The following is a 16,964-nucleotide window of genomic DNA, read 5'->3' on the forward strand; positions in this document are numbered from 1 at the left end:
CGGCACGCACGTGCCGCCGTGGCGCAGGCGCGGCTCAGCGCGGCGTGGCGCCTGCCGCAGCCGGCGCGGACCTCGGCGTGGGCGCAGGCCCCAGATAGGTGCGCAGCCAGCGCTCGCTCTCGGCCAGCATCTGCAGCACCGACTCGCGCGCGCGGTAGGCATGCGCCTCGTTGGGCAGCATCACCAGCCGCGCAGTGCCGCCGTTGCCCTTGATCGCCGCGTACATGCGCTCGCTCTGGATCGGGAAGGTGCCGGAGTTGTTGTCCTCGGCGCCGTGGATCAGCAGCAGCGGATCCTTGATCCGGTCGGCGTAGTTGAATGGCGACATCGCCTGGTACACCGGCTGCGCCTGCCAGTAGGTACGCTCCTCGGACTGGAAGCCGAACGGGGTCAGCGAGCGGTTGTAGGCGCCGCTGCGGGCGACGCCGGCCTTGAACAGGCGCGTGTGCGCGAGCAGGTTGGCGGTCATGAAGGCGCCGTAGGAATGCCCGCCGATGGCGATGCGGTTGCGGTCGGCGACGCCGCGCCGCACCACCTCGTCCACCGCCGCCTGCGCATCGGCGACCAGTTGCTCGACGTAGGTGTCGTTGGGTTCGCGCGCACCCTCGCCGACGATCGGCATCGACGGATCGTTGAGCACCGCGTAGCCCAGCGCCAGGAACGCCTGCGGCCCCCAGTAGCCGATCGCGTTGAAGCGGTACGGCGAATCGGTGACCTGGCTGGCGGCGTCGGCGGATTTGAACTCGCCCGGGTAGGCCCACATCAGCATCGGCAGCGCGCCATCGCGCTTGGCGTCGTAGCCCGGCGGCAGCAGCAGGGTCGCGGTCAGCTCCACGCCGTCCTTGCGCCGGTAGCGGATCTGCTCCTTATGCACGTCGCGCAACTGCGGCGTGGGATGAGTGAAGTGGGTCAGCGCCACCGGCTCCGCGTTCGCAGCGTCGAGCCGATAGAAATTGCGCGGCTCCTGCGGCGTCTCGCGGGTGATCAGCAGGCGCTGGCCGCTGGCGTCGAGCAAGGCCTGCGGCACCGCGTAGTACGGCGCCTGCGACTGGAACAGGCGCGTGCTTTGCCGCGTGTCCAGATCGTAGCGATCCAGGAACGGCCGATCGCCCTGCGGCGAGGCGCCTTCGCCGCGCAGGAACAGGCTGTGACCGTCGGCGGCGATCAACAGGCGCGGATTGCCGGCCGCATCGCGCTCCGTCACCGGCGTGCCCGGATCCGCGTAGCGGTCTTCCTGCGAACGCTCTACCAGCAGCTGCGGTGCCTGCGCGGGATGGTCCGGGGCCACACGCCATTGCCTGGTCTGGCGCGTCTTCCACCAGAACTCGTCGATCAGCGCCAGGTCGCCGCGGCCCCAGGCGATGCCGGCGAAGCGCGACTGCAGGCGCGCCAGCGTCACCGGCGGCGCGGTGAACGGCGCCGCCTGCATCAGCACCGCGTCGCGCACGGCCGCTTCGCGCGCCGGATCGCCGCCGTCCTGGGCCTCGGCCCAGACCAGGGTGGCCGGCGCGTCGCTGCGCCAATCGATGTCGCGCACGCCGGTGCGCACCGCATCGTTGCCGGTCGGCAGGCCTTCCACCAGCGGCAGCTGCGCCACCGTGTGCACCGGCTTGCCGGCGCGATCCAGCACCTCGATGGTGCGCGGGAAGCCACTGGCCGGCACCAGGTAGGAGAACGGCCGCTGCAGGCGCTGCACCAGCAGATAACGGCCGTCCGGCGACGGCGCCAGCGACAGATACAGGTCGGGGCTGGCGATGCGCTGCACCTGCCCGTCGACATCGACCAGCGCCGGCTGCGCGCGCAACTGGTAATCGAACTGGCGCGCGTCGGCCTCGTTCTTCAGCAGATCCTGGTAGGTGCGCAAGGCGGTGGCGCCGCCACCGGCGGTCTGCTGCACCGCCGGCCCGGTCGGCACCGCGTCGGACGGCGGCGCCGCGCCCTGCGCCTGCGGCTGCAGCAACACCAGCAGCTGGCGGCTGTCGGGCATCCACGCATAGCCCTCGCCGGACACCGTGTTGAGCCGCTCGGCGACCCGCCGCGCGCGCCGCGCGGCGATGTCCACCACCCACAGTTCGTTGGCGCCGCTGCGCGCGTCGACCCGGTTGAAGGCCAGATGCCGCTGGTCCGGCGCCCAGGCCATGCCGGCGATCGACAGCGGCGACGGCAGGCCCTCGATCTGCAGCTCGCTGCCGTCGGCGATGCGCAGCAGCCACAGCTTGTCGCCGAAGGCGAAGCGGCTCTGCGAGCGGGTGCGCGGATGGATGCGCAGCCCGGCCAGCTTGAGTTCCGGCTGCGCGACCTGGGCGATGCCGGGCAGCGCAGGCAACTGCAGCATCGCCGCCAGATCGCGCCGCGGGCTCAACGACAGCTGCGGCGGTCGCGGCGCATCGACGATGGCCTGCAGCGGTGCCGACGGCAGTTGGTAGCCGCTGTCGGCAGGATCGGCGGCGGGCGCCGCCGCGGGTGCCGGGGCCGCGTTGGCGGCGGCGCTGCCGGCCGCGGCCAGGGCCGCGCACAGCAGGCCGCAGACCGGCCTGGCGACACGGCGGCGCCTACGCACTGTGATCTGGTTCATCTCTCCCCTCTCCTTCGCATCGATCGAATCAGCGACGGTAGCAGGGCCGGCGCGGCCCGCCCCCTGTCGATGGTTGGGCTTGTGCCTGCCATCCCCCGCCCTGCCCCCCGCGTTCAAGCGCCACACGCGGCAGCCGCTATAATCGGTCACCCCTTGCGCCGAGGGGCGCTGCGACCGGATCGAGACCGGATTCCCCGTCTCCAGATCCGGCCAGGCTCGGCGCGAGGCTTGAGCGACAACGGCGCCCGGACTTCGCGAGTTTCTCGCCATTGACCGGAGCTTTATCGATGAACGCTGCACTCAAGAGCTTTTCCACCGAGGGCGACTACAAGGTCGCCGACATTTCCCTGGCCGATTGGGGCCGCAAGGAACTGGACATCGCCGAGCACGAGATGCCGGGCCTGATGTCGATCCGCCGCCAGTACGCCACCGCCAAGCCGCTGGCCGGCGTGCGCGTCACCGGCTCGCTGCACATGACCATCCAGACCGCGGTGCTGATCGAGACGCTGAAGGACATCGGCGCCGACGTGCGCTGGGCCTCGTGCAACATTTTCTCCACCCAGGACCACGCCGCCGCGGCGATCGCCGCCACGGGCACCCCCGTGTTCGCCTGGAAGGGCGAGACCCTGGAGGAATACTGGGACTGCACCCTCGACGCGCTGACCTTCACCCTGCCCGACGGCACCCAGACCGGCCCGGAGCTGGTGGTGGACGACGGCGGCGACGTGACCCTGCTGATCCACAAGGGCTATGAGCTGGAGAACGGCGCCAAGTGGGTCGACGAGCCGTCCTCCTCGCACGAGGAGCAGGTCATCAAGAACCTGCTCAAGCGCGTGGCGGTGGAGCGCCCCGGCTACTGGACCCGCGTGGTCAAGGACTGGAAGGGCGTCTCCGAAGAGACCACCACCGGCGTGCACCGCCTGTACCAGCTGGCCGAAGCCGGCACCCTGCTGATCCCGGCGATCAACGTCAACGACTCGGTGACCAAGAGCAAGTTCGACAACCTGTACGGCTGCCGCGAGTCGCTGGCCGACGGCCTCAAGCGCGCGATGGACGTGATGCTGGCCGGCAAGGTCGCGGTGGTGTGCGGCTACGGCGATGTCGGCAAGGGCTCGGCGCACAGCCTGCGTGCCTACGGCGCCCGCGTCATCGTCACCGAGATCGACCCGATCTGCGCGCTGCAGGCGGCGATGGAAGGCTTCGAGGTCAACACCGTCGAGGACACCCTCGGCCAGGCCGACATCTACGTCACCACCACCGGCAACAAGGACATCATCCGCATCGAGCACCTGACGCAGATGAAGGACCAGGCCATCGTCTGCAACATCGGCCACTTCGACAACGAGATCCAGGTCGAGGCGCTGTACAAGCTGCCGGGCGTGCAGAAGATCAACATCAAGCCGCAGGTGGACAAGTTCGTGCTGCCCAACGGCAACGCGATCTTCCTGCTGGCCGAAGGCCGCTTGGTCAACCTGGGCTGCGCCACCGGCCACCCCAGCTTCGTGATGTCCAACAGCTTCGCCAACCAGACCCTGGCGCAGATCGACCTGTGGCAGAACAAGGACAGCTACGAGAAGCAGGTGTACCGCCTGCCGAAGAAGCTGGACGAGGAAGTGGCGCGCCTGCACCTGGAGAAGATCGGCGTGAAGCTGACCAAGCTCACCGACGCGCAGGCCGCCTACCTGGGCGTGCCGGTCGACGGCCCGTTCAAGCCGGAGCACTACCGCTACTGAGCCGTTGGCAGGACATCGCCAGGCAGACAGGAACGGGCGCCGCGAGGCGCCCGTTTTTTTGTGCGATCAGCGCAGCAAGCGTGTGGGGGTGGAAGCGAGCTGGAAATTCGTACGGAGCGAAAAACCGCAGACGTCGCCACCTTGCGCCAATCCCTGCTGCAAGCGGCCTTTTCCGGCCAGTTGGCCGACGCGCCTGTCCAGCCAGGCATCTGTAACACACCTGTGCTACATTGATTCCAAGCCAATCGCCTGGAGCTCTCCATGAGCACTACCACCATCCGCCTGCCGGACGCGCTCAAGGCCCGCATCGCCAAGGCCGCGGAAGCGGCCGGCACCACGTCGCACAACTTCATCCTGGAAGCCATCGCCGAGAAGGCCGAGCTGGCCGAGCGGCGCGTCGACTTCCATGCCCAGGCCGATCAGCGCTGGGCCGAGTTCCTGGAAACGGGTGAGACCATTCCCTGGGACGAAGCGCGTGCCTATTTCAAGGCACTGGCCGCAGGAAAGCCCGCAAAGCGGCCGGTAGCGCGCAAGCTGGAAGACTGAGGTGACGCGCGTCCGCATCGCTCCCGGCGTGATCGAGGATCTGGAGCGGATCGCTGTGTATTTGCGCGACCACGAGAGCCAGCATGCCGAGGCGAGGACCGAGGAGATCGTCAGCGCGTTCGACGTGCTGGCGGGTAATCCCTTGATCGGCCGCCCGGTCCATGGAGACAACCGCGAACTGGTGATGGGCCGCGGCTCGCATGGGTATGTGGCGTTGTATCGCTATGTGGATGTGACCGATACGGTGATCGTGATGGCCATCCGCGCACAACGGGAGGCGGGCTATGCGCGCGGCGGATGAAACCGAGTCGACGTCCGCACCACCGCATCGACGAATGCCGGCAGGAGCATCGTGGATCGCCCTCGGGCCATCGCCAATTGATTGGTCCTAACCTCGCCCTCGACGGCAACCAGTGCGGCATCTCGCTGTCGGCGGATTAGATACTGAATGACCTTCGGCGGGTACCGCCGGCATGGACACCGACCCAAAGGCGACACGGTCCTGCCGATACCGATGCCGCAATTTGTAGATAGGACACCGTCATCCAACGCCTGCAACGGCACGATCTTCAGGCCGTGCACTCACTGGCCGGCACGTACACCGAGATCTGGATGCGGCTGCGCGCGTGGTACGGCGTGCGTGCCCAATCGCTCCAGCGCGCCTCCAGCCGCAGGCCGGCGATCTGCGCCATCAGGTCCAGCTCCGATGGCCACACGTAGCGGCGGCGCTCGCTGAAGATGCGCGTACCCGATTCGCCCAGCACCACCACGCGCTGGTCGATGCGCTGCTGCAGCGGATCGGGCTGCGAGCACACCAGCATCACCGCCGCACCGTCGCCATCGGTATCCGGCACGTCCAGCACCTGGCTGATCTTGCCACCACCGTCGAATACCTCTGCGCCTGGCACCGCGGTCTGGATCAGCAAGCGGCCGTCGGGCGCCAGGCAGCGCGCCGCGTTGACCATGCAACGCAACTGCTCGGCCTGGGTCAGCAGATACCCGAATGCCGCCACCGCATAGATCAGACCGAACGGCCCGGACACCGGCATGTCGGCGAAATCGGCGCAGACCAGGTGCAGGCGTTCGCTGCCGGGTTTGGCACGCAAGGCCTCGAGCATCGCCGGCGCGTTGTCGATGCCGGTGACCGGCACATCGCAGTGCGCGAGCGGCAGGCCGAGGCGGCCGGTACCGATGCCCAGTTCCAGCGTCGCACGGCCCGCGGCCAGCTCAGCGAGGACGCCGACGCACTGCTGGGTGACGGCGGCGGGCCAGCGATCGTAGAAACGGTCGTAGATCGCGGCCAGGCGATCGTACTCGTGGGTCACGGGCATCCGCAGCCACTCGTTGCCGAAGTGGCGCGACGATAGCACGCAGCGATGGCGACGCAATGGCCACACGTGCAGGACGACACCCTGCATGGCAGGCACGGCGATGCACTGCAATCGCGTGCGACACACGCCACGAGACTGCAGATGACACGCGTATTGCAGTTGGCCGCGCTTCAGTCTTTTGCTTGCGCCGCCGCATCCAAGCGAGGATGCTTTTTCCGCGCCTGCCACGCTGAGGCAGGCGCGACAATCGCAGCAGATCCCCCGCTCAATCAGGAGTATCGCCATGAAACGCCTTTTTGATTCGCTGTCGCGTTGGGTGCAGAGCCTCGGTGGCCGCAAGCTCGGCTACATCTACACCTACTGACCTTCCCCGCCACCGTCGCGTGGCATGACCGTGCGAGAGGGGGCGATCCGCCCCCTCTCGCAGCGCTTCTTTTCTCTCGGCCACGCGTCCCCGCTCGCCATGCGATACCTGCCAGCTTCCGCATCGCGGTGCGCCATCACGCGGATTCTCGCGTGACGGATGCGCACCGACTCCCACCCGGTCCACGCGGTCATTGGGCGTTTGGCAATCGGCGGGCCTTCGCTGCCGATCCACTGCAATTCCTGCAGCACTGCGCACGCGCGCATGGCGATGTGGTGCGGATCGCCGAGCGCACCTATCTGCTCGCAGCACCAACCGTGATCGCCACGGTGCTCGGCGACGACGGCAGCCTCTACGCCAAATCCGATCCGGATCCACGTGCGCGACGCGCTGCATTTCCGGCATCGGTGATGAACAGCGAGGGCGAGGCCTGGCGGCACAAGCGCCAGGCGCTGCAGCCCGCATTCCGCGCCGGCCTGGTGCGCGACTACGCCGGAAAGGCGGCCGCCGCCACACAGGCGCTGCTGCGATCGCGCGACGACATCGACAACGTGCACGACCTGCGCCTGACCATGACCGCGCTCTGCGCGCAACTGGGCGCCGGCTTCCTGCTCGGCGATGCGGCACACGCGCCGGCGCTGCTGCGGATGCTGCCGATGGTCGATGCGATCCTGCAGCAGACGCGCACGCCGTCCGCGGCGCCGGCGTGGTGGCCGAGTGCCGGCAAGCGCCGCCTGCGTGCCGCGCGCGGCGCACTGGACACCGCACTGACGCAGATCCTGGCGTCGCCACGTTCGCCTGACGCAGACGCCTCGGTGCTGGAGCTGCTGCGGCGCGACGCTCCGCAGGGCGACGATGATTGGTGCCGCGACGAAGCGGCGGCGATGCTGATGTCGGCGCTGGAGCCGATGGCGGCCGGCCTGACCTGGACGCTGTTGCTGCTGGCCCAGCATCCATCGATCGCGCAGGCCGTGGCGGAGGAAGCCGATGCCCTGCCCGGTATCGACGGCGCATCCGCCACGACCTGCGCCGACGCGCTCGTCGAACGCCTGCCGCTGACCCGCGCCTGCGTGAAGGAAGCCTTGCGCCTGTATCCGCCGGCGTGGATGACCGCACGCATCGCGCAACGCGACACCACGCTGGGCGGCTTCGCGGTGCCGCGCGGCACCCAGCTGATCGTCAGCCAGTGGGTGGTGCAGCGCGATCCGCGCCACTTCGCCGCGCCGGAGCGCTTCCTGCCGGCACGCTGGCTGGACCCGGCGCAGACACCGGCGCGCTACACCTACTTTCCGTTCGGCGGCGGTCCGCGCAGTTGCATCGGCAGCCAGTTGGCAATGGTGCAGATGACCGTGGTCGTGGCCGGCCTGTTGCGCGAGCGCACGCTGCACCTGGCGGCGGATGCGCGGCCGCGACCGTATCCGGCGCTGGTGCTGCGCCCACTCGATGTCCGCATCGCCTTGCGCCCGCGCACGACAGCCCCGCCCCGCCAGTCGCCCGCGATGGCGCCCTTCCCCCGCACACCGGAAACCCCGCATGGCTGATTCCGCCGTCTTCGCCAAGACCCGGGAATACTCCAACCGCTTTTTCGATTCCGCCGCCTGGAACGCACTGAACTTCCGCGACGGCGACATCGTCATCGCCAGCTACGCCAAGGCCGGCACCACCTGGCTGCAGCAGATCGTCGCGCAGTTGCTGTTCGAGGGCGCGGCGGATGTCGACGTGTCGGCGATCTCGCCGTGGCTGGACGGCGTGTACCCGGACCGCGCAAGCAAGCTCGCGCTGCTGCAGGCGCAGACCCACCGGCGCTTCATCAAGACGCATCTGCCGGCCGATGCGCTGATGGTCAGCGATCGCGCCAAGTACCTGTACATCGGCCGCGACGGCCGCGACATCGCGCTCAGCCTGTACGACCACCAGTGTGCGGTCAGCCAGGATGCGCAGGCGCGGCTGGATGCCGGCGCGGCCGAACCGGGCAAGCTGCGCGTGGTGCCGCCGCCGAGCCTGCCGGTGGATGCCTACGTGGCGCAGTGGCTGGCCCACGACGGCGCGCCGTTCTGGCCGTTCTGGGAAGGCGTGCGCAGCTGGTGGCAGCAGCGCGCGCAGCCGAACGTGCTGTTGGTGCACTACGCCGACCTGCTGCAGGATCTGCCCGCACAGGTACGCCGCATCGCCGCGTTCCTGGAGATTCCGGTGCGCGAGGCGGCCTGGGAGACCATCCTGGCGCACTGCCAATTCGGCTACATGCGCCAGCACGCCGCGCGCTACGTGCCACAGGGCGCCGGGCTGTGGCGCGAGGGCGGCAAGGCCTTCTTCAACCAGGGCCGCAGCGGCCGCTGGCGCACGCTGTTGCCGGCGACCGTCGCCGCCGACTACGAGGCGCGCGCGCAGGCCGAACTGGGCCGCGAGGCCGCGCAGTGGCTGGCGCAGGGCGCAGGAGCATCGGCATGAGCCTGCGCGTCATCGGCGCCGGCCTCGGCCGCACCGGCACCCTGTCGCTGAAGCTGGCGCTGGAACATCTGGGCCTGGGCCGCTGCTATCACGCCATGGAACTGGCCGCGCACCTGCGCCAAGCCTTGCCGCTGTGGGACGCGGCGATCGACGGGCAGGCGGACTGGGAGTCGCTGTTCGCCGGCTATACCGCCACCGTCGACTATCCCGGCTGCTGCTTCTGGCGCGAGCTGGTCGCGCGCTACCCGCAGGCCAAGGTGATCCTGACCGTGCGCGATGCCGATGCCTGGTTCGATTCGGTGCGCGGCACCATCTTCGCCAGCGACGGCAGCGTGCCGGCCCTGTTCGGCCCCGACGGCCAACGGCTGAGCCGGTTCCTGCGCCGCGGGTTCGCCACGCGCATCGACGATCGCGGCTTCATGACCGATTATTTTCATCGCTGGAACCAGGCCGTCATCGCCAGCGTGCCGGCGCAGCGCCTGCTGGTGCTCGACACCGACGCGCAGAGCGGCTGGGAGCCGCTGTGCACCTTCCTGGGCGTGCCGGCGCCGGCGCAGCCGTATCCGCGCGTGCATGCGCGCAACAGCGGCGACACGCAAGCGCGCCCGCTGCCCAGCGACCCGGCGCAACGCGAGCAACGCCTGCGCACCTACCTGGACCGGCTCGCCGTGGAGGCGTTCGCGCCACCCGCCGACGGCTGAGCGCGCGTCCGGCTACAGCGCGAAATTGCGCTTGATGGTGAACGACCAGGCGCCGTCGATCGGGTTGGAGACATGCACCCGGCCCTCGCCATCCGCCACGCCGGTGGTGTAGCGGCGATAGACGCCGGCGCTGTTCCAGGCGCGTGCGTAGCTCAGGCCGAACTCGGTGCCGCGCCAGGTGCGGCTCAGGCCCACGCGCGCGTCGGTCCAGCCGTAGTCGGCGAAGTTACGCACGTGCTGGTGGCCGGCGTGCACGCTGGCCTGCCAGTCCGCCGCCAGCGGCAGCGTGGCGTCCAGTGCCAGATAGCCGGAGCCGCGCGAGTGCCGGCCTCGGCCGACGCCCAGCGTGGCGCTGTTGTAGCCGAAGTAGTCGCGCGTCCAGGTGCTGGCGTAGGACAGTTCCAGCGTGCGCCAGTGCCCGGCGACGATGGCTTCGCCATAGTCGTAGCGGGTGCCGCTGGCGCTCATGCGTGCGCCGGGATAGGCGTAGTGGTAGACGCCGGCGCGCCAGCCCCAGTCGCCATGGCTGGCCGCATAGCCGGCATACACGTCCCACTCCACGTGCCCGCCTTCAATGAAGTACGAACTCACGCCCGACGCCCAGGTGCCGGCATACCAACCGCTGTCCGCGGCCACGTCCAGCCCGCCCTGCAACACCGGCCGCCCCCAGCTCTGCTCGAATCCGCGCGAAACGTAGTTCGAGGTCGCCGCCAGATTGGCGCTGGCGGTGCCGGCCCAGGCCGGTGCGGCGACGCCCAGCGCCACCAGCAACGCCACGGTGCGCACGGCACTCACGACACCAGCTCCAGCCGCGCCCGGCCCGGCATGGCCAGGCCGCCCGACGAAGGTGCCGCGAGCTTGAACAGCGCCACCGCGCGCTGCAGTTCCGCGGCCTGATCCTCCATCGCCCGCGCCGCCGCCGTGGCCTCCTCGACCAGCGCGGCATTCTGTTGGGTGGCTTCGTCCATCTGCACGATGGTCTTGCTCACCTGTTCGATACCGGCGCTCTGCTCCTGCGAGGCGGCGGCGATCTCGCTCATGATGTCGGTGACCCGGCGCACGCTGGCCACGACCTCGCGCATGGTGTCGCCGGCGCCGTTGACCAGCGCCGTGCCATCGTCGATCTTGCCGACGGAGGCGTCGATCAGGCCCTTGATCTCGTGCGCCGCGGTCGCCGAGCGCTGCGCCAGCGCGCGCACCTCGCTGGCCACCACCGCGAAACCGCGGCCCTGCTCGCCGGCGCGCGCCGCCTCCACCGCGGCGTTGAGCGCGAGGATGTTGGTCTGGAAGGCGATGCCGTCGATCACGCCGATGATCTCGGCCATCTTCTTCGATGCTTCGGCGATGCCGGACATGGTGTCCACCACCTGCTCGACCACCGCGCCGCCACGCGAGGCCACGCCCGCGGTGTCCTGCGCCAGGCGGTTGGCCTGGTGCGCATGCTCGGCGTTCTGCTTCACCGTCGAGGTCAGCTCCTCCATCGAGGCCGCGGTTTCTTCCAGATTGGCCGCCTGCTGCTCGGTGCGACGCGACAGGTCGTCGTTGCCGGCGGCGATCTCGCTGGCGGCGGAGTTGATCGCGGTGGTGGCCTGCTGGATGCGGCCGACGATGCCGGTCAGCTGTTCTACCGTGGCATTGGCATCGTCGCGCATCTGCGCGAATACGCCGTGGAATTCGCCGTGCATGCGCGCGGTGAGGTCGCCCTGGGCCACGGCACGCAACAGCGCCGACAAGGCCGAGAGGTTGCCTTCGGTCAGTTCCATCAGCCGGTTCAGCCCGACCACCATGCCGCGGAAGTCGTACTGGAAGCGCTCGGCGTCGCCGCGCCGGGAGAAGTCGCCGGAAGCCGCAGCCTGCGCCAGTTCGGTGATGGCCTGGTTGATCGCCTGCAGGCTGCGCTTGGTGGTGCGCATCGCCTCGGTGATCGCCGCCTTCTCGCCCGGCAGCGGTTCCATGTCCACCTGCATGTTGCCGATCGCGTACTGCGACATGACCTCGACCAGGCGCCGCTGCACGTCCACGTGCGCGGCCACCAGTGCGTTGGTGCCATGGACCATGCGCCCGTACTCGCCAGGGAAACGTTCGGCGTCCATCCGGTAGCTCATCTCGCCGGCGTCGTGGCGCTGCGCCATCTCCGCCTGCGCCTGCATCACCGCCTGCAACTGCGTCTGCATGCTGCCCATCGCGTCCAGCAACTGGCCCAGTTCGTCGTCGCGACGATGCCGGACCTGGCTGTCCAGGCGCCCGGCGGCGACCGCCGAAGACACGCGCACGGCCTCGGCCAGCGGGTCGAGCACCTGCCGGCGCAGCAGCAGGTACAGCGCGCCGCTCAGCAACAACGCCGAGAGCAGGCCGACCGCGGCGATGGTCCACAGCAGCGCACGCGCCTTGGCCATGACCAGCGCGTACGGCACCGAGATGCCCAGCGCGAACGCCTGCGGCGCGTCGCCTATCTTCAGCGGCACGAACACGTTCAACGCATCCTCGCCGTCGGTGCGGCGATGGTCGAACACCACCTGGCCCTTGGCCACGCGCGCCAGCATGTCCTTGGACCAGGCATCGCTGCGGGTCTTGCCGACCTGCTGCGGATCGCGGCTGGCCATCACCATGCCCAACGGCGACAGCAGGCTGGCATGGCCCTCGCCCATCGGCCGCAGCGCGGCGATGCGCTGCTGCAGGGTATCGAGGGTGAAGTCGACGGTGACCACGCCCAGGAAACGGCCGTTCTCCAGGATCGGCGTGGCCAGCGTGGTCATCAGTGTGTCCTTGCCGGCCACCGGGTAGTAGTAGGGCTCGATCACCACCGGCTTGAGCGTGTTGCGCGCCAGCAGGTACCAATCGCCGTCGCCGGGCTTCTCGTAGTCGCGCAGCGCCTCGCGCACCAGTTGGCCGTTCTGCCGCGACCACCAGGTCATGTAGCGGCCGGTGGCGTCGTGGCCCTCGGTGCCGACGAAGGCCTTGTCGTTGCCGTCGAACGCGTCCGGCTCCCACATGGTGCTGATGCCCAGCCACTGCGGATGCGCGTCGAGCTGGCTGCGCAGCACCGCGGTGGCGGTGGCGCGCGACAGGCCAGCGGCATGCTGCACGCGGAAGCTGTTGGCCAGCGCGTCGCTGGCGTCGAAGGCCACGCCGATTTCGCGCGAGACGCGCTGCGCCTCCACTTGCGCCAGGTTCTCGATGCTGGTGCGCGAGGTCGACAGCAGCGCATCGCTGCTGCGCCAATAGATGATCAGCGCGGTCAGGCCGAAGCAGGCCAGCGCGAGCAGGCCGGTACCGAGCATCAGGCGTTTGGCGACGCTGCCGCGACGGCGCTGCGGCGACGGAGTGGACATGACGACTTCCTTGGCAGGGGGGAGGGAATACGGTCGCGGGGAACGCCCCACGCGGCAGCCCGCCACGGTGCGCGGCGCGAGTGCGCCGTGTCCGCTGCCGATGACCTGCCCGAGGCGCCTTCCCCACCGGGTCACGATGCGCTGCCGGACATTGCGTCCTGGCGCCGCTGCATGGCGACCCACCCTCTCGCTATCGTCCCGCCGTCCGCAAACTTGATGGTCATTGCGCGTCATGCCGATGAACGGACAGGGCGTCGCGGCGAAAACGCGCGGCAGCGCGCAGTTCTGTTCAGCACTTGTGCGCCAGTGAACAAACACGTGCACGGATGCAGTGCGGTACGCCGGCGGCGGCAACGTGCAGGGATGCGTGAAGACGGCTGCGCGAATGCGTGACCACGTCCGGGGCGATCACGCCTGCGCGCGGTCACGTGCGGCGCACGCACAGCCGCCGCACGCCACCGCGATGCATGCCCGGCGAGGTCGCTGCGCGCGGACCGCGTCTGGCCGCGCTTAGGGCCGCCAGTTGGCGTTGTGCTCCCAGAACGCCACGCTGCGCCGATAGGCATCGCGATCCAGCGGCACGCCCGAGCCGCCCTCCTCGACGCCCAGCGCATTGCGCAGCATGGTGATCGGCGCCATCGGAATTTCCTGCGGCTCGGCGGTATACAGGCAACCGACCACGCCCCAGTCCGCCTCGATCGGCGCGCCCTCGTGCGCGAGCTGTTCGCGGCTGTAGAGGATCGGCAGCAGGTACTCGGCCACCGGCGGCTCGACCCCTTCGAACCAGCGCACCAGGACCGGCAGTTCTTCGCGGCTGCGCGCCTCGTAGCCCGAGCGCAGCAGGCGCCGGTTGGCGTCGGTGATCGGCACGGTCAGGCAGCGCGTCGAGGTCCAGTTGCGGTGCACGTGCAACTTGCAGAACGATGCGTAGCCGTCCAGCACCTGCAGCGGTGTGTGCGCGTTGAGGTGCTGCTCGAACTGTTCGGGCGTGCAGTCCTGGATCGCATTGCGGCGACCGTCGCGCGGGAACAGACGCGTGCGGGCAAACGGCGTGAGGACGATGGACATGGCGTGATGGCGAACGAGGGCGGACAAGCGTAGCGCGCGGCAGGGTCGGTGCCCACCGCCGCCGGGGTGTTCGGAAGTCCTACGTAGGAGCGGCTTCAGCCGCGATGGGCGTTACCGGTAAGGCATCGCGGCTGAAGCCGCTCCTACACGATCATGCGGCCCCTTGCGACGACGGATGCGCCAACGCGTAGTCGATCGCCGCGCGTACCGCCGCCACCTGCGCGGCGTTGCACTGCTCCGGCGTCGCGCTGGCGCTGTCCGGATACACCTCGGTGGTGGTGGTGTAGCGCGCGTCGGTGATGCCCGCACACAGCCCCAGCCGCTTCACCGGGTAGTTGATGACCCCCGGCGCCGCCAGCGGCGTGCCGATGAGTTCGCCGGCGGCATCGGCCGGCGCGATATGGGTGACCTGCGCGACCGCGGCCAGCACCGCCTGCTGGAACGCGGGCTGCGGGTTCTCGCTGTCGCCGACCAGGTAGAAACCGTCGGGAATGCCGCCCGGCGCGTAGGCGATGCCATCGCGCGCGGCCAGCGCCGGCCGGAACTCGGACTCGTCGCTGTCGGTGGTCTCGTGCAGGTCGATGTGCATGCGCACCTGATCGCGCAGCGGCGCGACCAGGCGCAGCAGCGCGGCCGATTCCTGCGCCGGGCTGTCGGCGCGGAACGAACGGTTGGGATCCAGCGCATCGGCGTTCCAGCGGTGGATGCGCTCGTACGCCCACGGGCTCACGCACGGCGCCACCAGCACGTTGGCGCGGCCGGCGTAGTCCCCGGCATGCTGCTGCGCGAACTGCAGCGCGCCGTGCACGCCGCTGGTCTCATAGCCATGCACGCCGCCGGTGACCAGCATGCACGGCAAGGCGTCGTCCCAGTTGCGGCTGCGCAAGGCCAGCAGCGGATAGCGCTCCTGCGCGTACACCAGTTCCCCGTACGCGACCACGTCCCATTGCCCGCGCAGGCCTTCGATGACAGCGACCACCTCGTCCTGGTAGCTGCGCCGGCGCGGCTGACCCGCCAGCCAGGCCGCCTTCTCGGCGGCGCCCCAGGGCACGCCGGGGGTTCCGATCGGATAGAAGGCTGCGCTGGTCATGGTGCGGCTCCGCGTCGACAGGTGAGGCCGGCGACTGTAGCAAAGCGCATGGGCCGCGATGCGACATGTGCCATGAATGCAGCGCGCACGGCGCTCCCACGCGGAAGCGGATGCCGATCCCGCTTTCGTGCGCTGTCGCCATGAATACGTATGTAGCGCGCGCATGTTGCGCCGCGATGCGCGCTTAGCATCCTCCCGCCGCACGCCAGCCCCGCGGCGACGTCATGCCCCTGTCCTGCAGGCGTCCCTGCCTGCGCCCACGCAACGAGGAGATCGAACGATGCGCGTCCCATCCGCTGCAAATCGTCTGCTGCACCTGCACCGCTGGCGCAGCCTGCTGGTCGGCCTGCTGCTGCTCCTGGCCACCGCCAGCGCCCAGGCCGACGTCATCCTGCATGCCTTCAACTGGCCCTACGCCACCGTGGAAGCGCGTGCCGCGCAGATCGCCGCCGCCGGCTACCGCAAGGTGCTGGTGGCGCCGGCCTACCGCTCGCAGGGCGACGCCTGGTGGGCCCGCTACCAGCCGCAGGACATGCGCCTGATCGACAACCCGCTCGGCGACACCGACGCCTTCGCCAGCATGGTGCAGGCGCTGAAGGCGGTGGGCGTGGAAACCTATGCCGACGTGGTGCTCAACCACATGGCCAACGAAGCAGCCACGCGCTCGGACCTGAACTACCCGGGCAGCGCGGTGCTCGGCCAGTACGCTGCCAATCCGCAGCGCTATGCGTCGCTGCGACTGTTCGGTGATCTCTCGCAGAATTTCCTCAGCGCCAACGATTTCGGCCCGGCGCAGTGCATCACCAACTACAACGATCCCTACCAGGTGCGCACCTACCGCATCTGCGGCGGCGGCAGCGATCCCGGCCTGCCGGATCTGGTCGGCAACGACTGGGTGGTGCAGCAGCAGCGCAACTACCTGCTGGCGCTGAAGGCGCTGGGCGTCACCGGTTTCCGCATCGATGCGGCCAAGCACATGACCTTCGATCATCTGAACAAGGTGCTCGATGCGCAGGTCCGCTCCGGCGTGCTGGTGTTCGGCGAGGTGATCACCGGCGGCGGCAGCGGCAATTCCGACTACGACCAGTTCCTGGCGCCATACCTGCAGGCCACCCCGCACGCCGCCTACGATTTCCCGCTGTTCAACTCGGTACGCAACGCCTTCGCCTACGGCGGCAGCATGGACCTGCTGGTGGATCCGGGCGCCTACGGCCAGGCGCTGCCCGGTGCGCGCGCGGTGACCTTCGCCATCACCCACGACATCCCCAACAACGCCGGTTTCCGTTACGCGATCATGGACCCGGTCGACGAGACCCTGGCCTACGCCTACCTGCTCGGCCGCGACGGCGGCGTGCCGATGGTGTACTCGGACAACAACGAGAGCGGCGACAACCGCTGGGTCAACGCCTACCAGCGCGACGACCTCAAGCGCATGGTCGGCTTCCACAACGCCGCGCAGGGCCGCGACATGCAGGTGCTGGCGCACGGTGCCTGCTACCTGCTGTTCCGCCGCGGCGACCTGGGTATCGTCGGCATCAACAAGTGCGGCAATACCGTCACCGCCGCGGTACCGATGAACGGCAGCGTGTTGCGCTGGAACGTCGACTACACCGATGCGCTGGGCTCCGGCAGCGTGGTGCGTATTTCCAGCGGCAGCTACACCTTCAGCCTACCGCCACGGCAGGCGCGGATGTGGAAGCGCTGAGCGTGCACATCCGGTCGGCGCGCCCGCGTAGGGCGCGTCGGCCTGGTGCCGACCGGGCCATGTGTGTGACG

Annotated in this window: 13 protein-coding genes and 1 riboswitch; of the genes, 7 read left to right on the top strand and 6 right to left on the bottom strand. The window is 69.4% G+C overall.

From position 1 onward, the window contains the following. Window positions 1–34: 34 nt before the first annotated feature. On the bottom strand, window positions 35–2,575 hold the full coding sequence (locus AC1PMG_RS17765) for a S9 family peptidase (protein ID WP_481109720.1): 2,541 nt from the start codon (window positions 2,573–2,575) through the stop codon (window positions 35–37). A 154-nt stretch (window positions 2,576–2,729) separates the two neighbouring features. Then, window positions 2,730–2,829, top strand: a riboswitch (S-adenosyl-L-homocysteine riboswitch). Window positions 2,830–2,862: 33 nt separating this feature from the next. Here AC1PMG_RS17765 and ahcY point away from each other — a divergent pair. The 3 genes from ahcY to AC1PMG_RS17780 all read left to right on the top strand — a co-directional run bounded on the left by ahcY (window position 2,863) and on the right by AC1PMG_RS17780 (window position 5,155). Next, a complete protein-coding gene (ahcY, locus tag AC1PMG_RS17770) occupies window positions 2,863–4,308 on the top strand; it encodes an adenosylhomocysteinase (protein WP_152235560.1) in 1,446 nt (481 codons plus the stop codon). Window positions 4,309–4,569: 261 nt separating this feature from the next. Then, the gene (locus tag AC1PMG_RS17775) at window positions 4,570–4,854 is read left to right on the top strand and encodes a ribbon-helix-helix protein, CopG family (protein WP_481109721.1); all 285 of its coding nucleotides are present in this window, start codon (window positions 4,570–4,572) and stop codon (window positions 4,852–4,854) included. Between the two features lies 1 nt (window position 4,855). Next, window positions 4,856–5,155, top strand: a complete 300-nt coding sequence (locus AC1PMG_RS17780) for a type II toxin-antitoxin system RelE/ParE family toxin (protein ID WP_481109722.1) — start codon at window positions 4,856–4,858, stop codon at window positions 5,153–5,155. Between the two features lie 268 nt (window positions 5,156–5,423). On the opposite strand, the gene AC1PMG_RS17785 is transcribed toward AC1PMG_RS17780, so the two are convergent. Next, a complete protein-coding gene (locus tag AC1PMG_RS17785; RefSeq protein WP_481109723.1) occupies window positions 5,424–6,185 on the bottom strand; it encodes a class I SAM-dependent DNA methyltransferase in 762 nt (253 codons plus the stop codon). Between the two features lie 597 nt (window positions 6,186–6,782). Between AC1PMG_RS17785 and AC1PMG_RS17790 the strand changes: the two genes are divergently transcribed. The 3 genes from AC1PMG_RS17790 to AC1PMG_RS17800 are packed head-to-tail and all read left to right on the top strand — an operon-like array spanning window position 6,783 to window position 9,698. Then, on the top strand, window positions 6,783–8,090 hold the full coding sequence (locus AC1PMG_RS17790; protein ID WP_481111702.1) for a cytochrome P450: 1,308 nt from the start codon (window positions 6,783–6,785) through the stop codon (window positions 8,088–8,090). Beyond that, window positions 8,083–8,997 (top strand): sulfotransferase domain-containing protein, encoded by a 915-nt coding sequence (locus tag AC1PMG_RS17795; RefSeq protein ID WP_481109724.1) that lies wholly within the window; start codon window positions 8,083–8,085, stop codon window positions 8,995–8,997. Before AC1PMG_RS17790 ends, AC1PMG_RS17795 begins: the two co-directional genes overlap by 8 nt. Beyond that, a complete protein-coding gene (locus AC1PMG_RS17800; RefSeq protein ID WP_481109725.1) occupies window positions 8,994–9,698 on the top strand; it encodes a sulfotransferase family protein in 705 nt (234 codons plus the stop codon). Before AC1PMG_RS17795 ends, AC1PMG_RS17800 begins: the two co-directional genes overlap by 4 nt. Before the next feature lie 12 nt (window positions 9,699–9,710). Here the strand turns inward: AC1PMG_RS17800 and AC1PMG_RS17805 are convergent, their stop codons facing one another. The 4 genes from AC1PMG_RS17805 to AC1PMG_RS17820 all read right to left on the bottom strand — a co-directional run bounded on the left by AC1PMG_RS17805 (window position 9,711) and on the right by AC1PMG_RS17820 (window position 15,188). Continuing rightward, window positions 9,711–10,493: a TorF family putative porin gene (locus AC1PMG_RS17805; RefSeq protein WP_481109726.1), complete on the bottom strand. Its 783-nt coding sequence runs from the start codon at window positions 10,491–10,493 to the stop codon at window positions 9,711–9,713. Further along, window positions 10,490–13,030 carry a methyl-accepting chemotaxis protein gene (locus AC1PMG_RS17810; RefSeq protein ID WP_481109727.1) on the bottom strand — a complete coding sequence of 847 codons (2,541 nt, stop codon included), beginning with the start codon at window positions 13,028–13,030 and terminating at the stop codon, window positions 10,490–10,492. Before AC1PMG_RS17810 ends, AC1PMG_RS17805 begins: the two co-directional genes overlap by 4 nt. 510 nt (window positions 13,031–13,540) lie before the next feature. After that, complete coding sequence (locus AC1PMG_RS17815) at window positions 13,541–14,098, bottom strand: DUF3228 family protein (RefSeq protein ID WP_481109728.1); 558 nt, start codon at window positions 14,096–14,098, stop codon at window positions 13,541–13,543. A gap of 151 nt (window positions 14,099–14,249) precedes the next feature. Then, window positions 14,250–15,188, bottom strand: coding sequence for a M14 family metallopeptidase (locus tag AC1PMG_RS17820; RefSeq protein ID WP_481109729.1), 939 nt, complete (start codon window positions 15,186–15,188; stop codon window positions 14,250–14,252). A gap of 334 nt (window positions 15,189–15,522) precedes the next feature. Here AC1PMG_RS17820 and AC1PMG_RS17825 point away from each other — a divergent pair, with 334 nt between their 5' ends. Then, window positions 15,523–16,893, top strand: coding sequence for an alpha-amylase family protein (locus tag AC1PMG_RS17825; RefSeq protein WP_481111703.1), 1,371 nt, complete (start codon window positions 15,523–15,525; stop codon window positions 16,891–16,893). Window positions 16,894–16,964: the final 71 nt, after the last annotated feature.

The sequence above is a fragment of the Xanthomonas sp. NCPPB 2250 genome, assembly GCF_056725265.1.

Excerpts from the sequence above, each read along its gene's own strand:
- AC1PMG_RS17765 (WP_481109720.1), bottom strand. The coding sequence starts at position 2,575 with ATGAACCAGATCACAGTGCGTAGGCGCCGCCGTGTCGCCAGGCCGGTC.
- ahcY (WP_152235560.1), top strand. The coding sequence starts at position 2,863 with ATGAACGCTGCACTCAAGAGCTTTTCCACCGAGGGCGACTACAAGGTC.
- AC1PMG_RS17775 (WP_481109721.1), top strand. The coding sequence starts at position 4,570 with ATGAGCACTACCACCATCCGCCTGCCGGACGCGCTCAAGGCCCGCATC.
- AC1PMG_RS17785 (WP_481109723.1), bottom strand. The coding sequence starts at position 6,185 with ATGCCCGTGACCCACGAGTACGATCGCCTGGCCGCGATCTACGACCGT.
- AC1PMG_RS17795 (WP_481109724.1), top strand. The coding sequence starts at position 8,083 with ATGGCTGATTCCGCCGTCTTCGCCAAGACCCGGGAATACTCCAACCGC.
- AC1PMG_RS17800 (WP_481109725.1), top strand. The coding sequence starts at position 8,994 with ATGAGCCTGCGCGTCATCGGCGCCGGCCTCGGCCGCACCGGCACCCTG.
- AC1PMG_RS17810 (WP_481109727.1), bottom strand. The coding sequence starts at position 13,030 with ATGTCCACTCCGTCGCCGCAGCGCCGTCGCGGCAGCGTCGCCAAACGC.
- AC1PMG_RS17815 (WP_481109728.1), bottom strand. The coding sequence starts at position 14,098 with ATGTCCATCGTCCTCACGCCGTTTGCCCGCACGCGTCTGTTCCCGCGC.
- AC1PMG_RS17820 (WP_481109729.1), bottom strand. The coding sequence starts at position 15,188 with ATGACCAGCGCAGCCTTCTATCCGATCGGAACCCCCGGCGTGCCCTGG.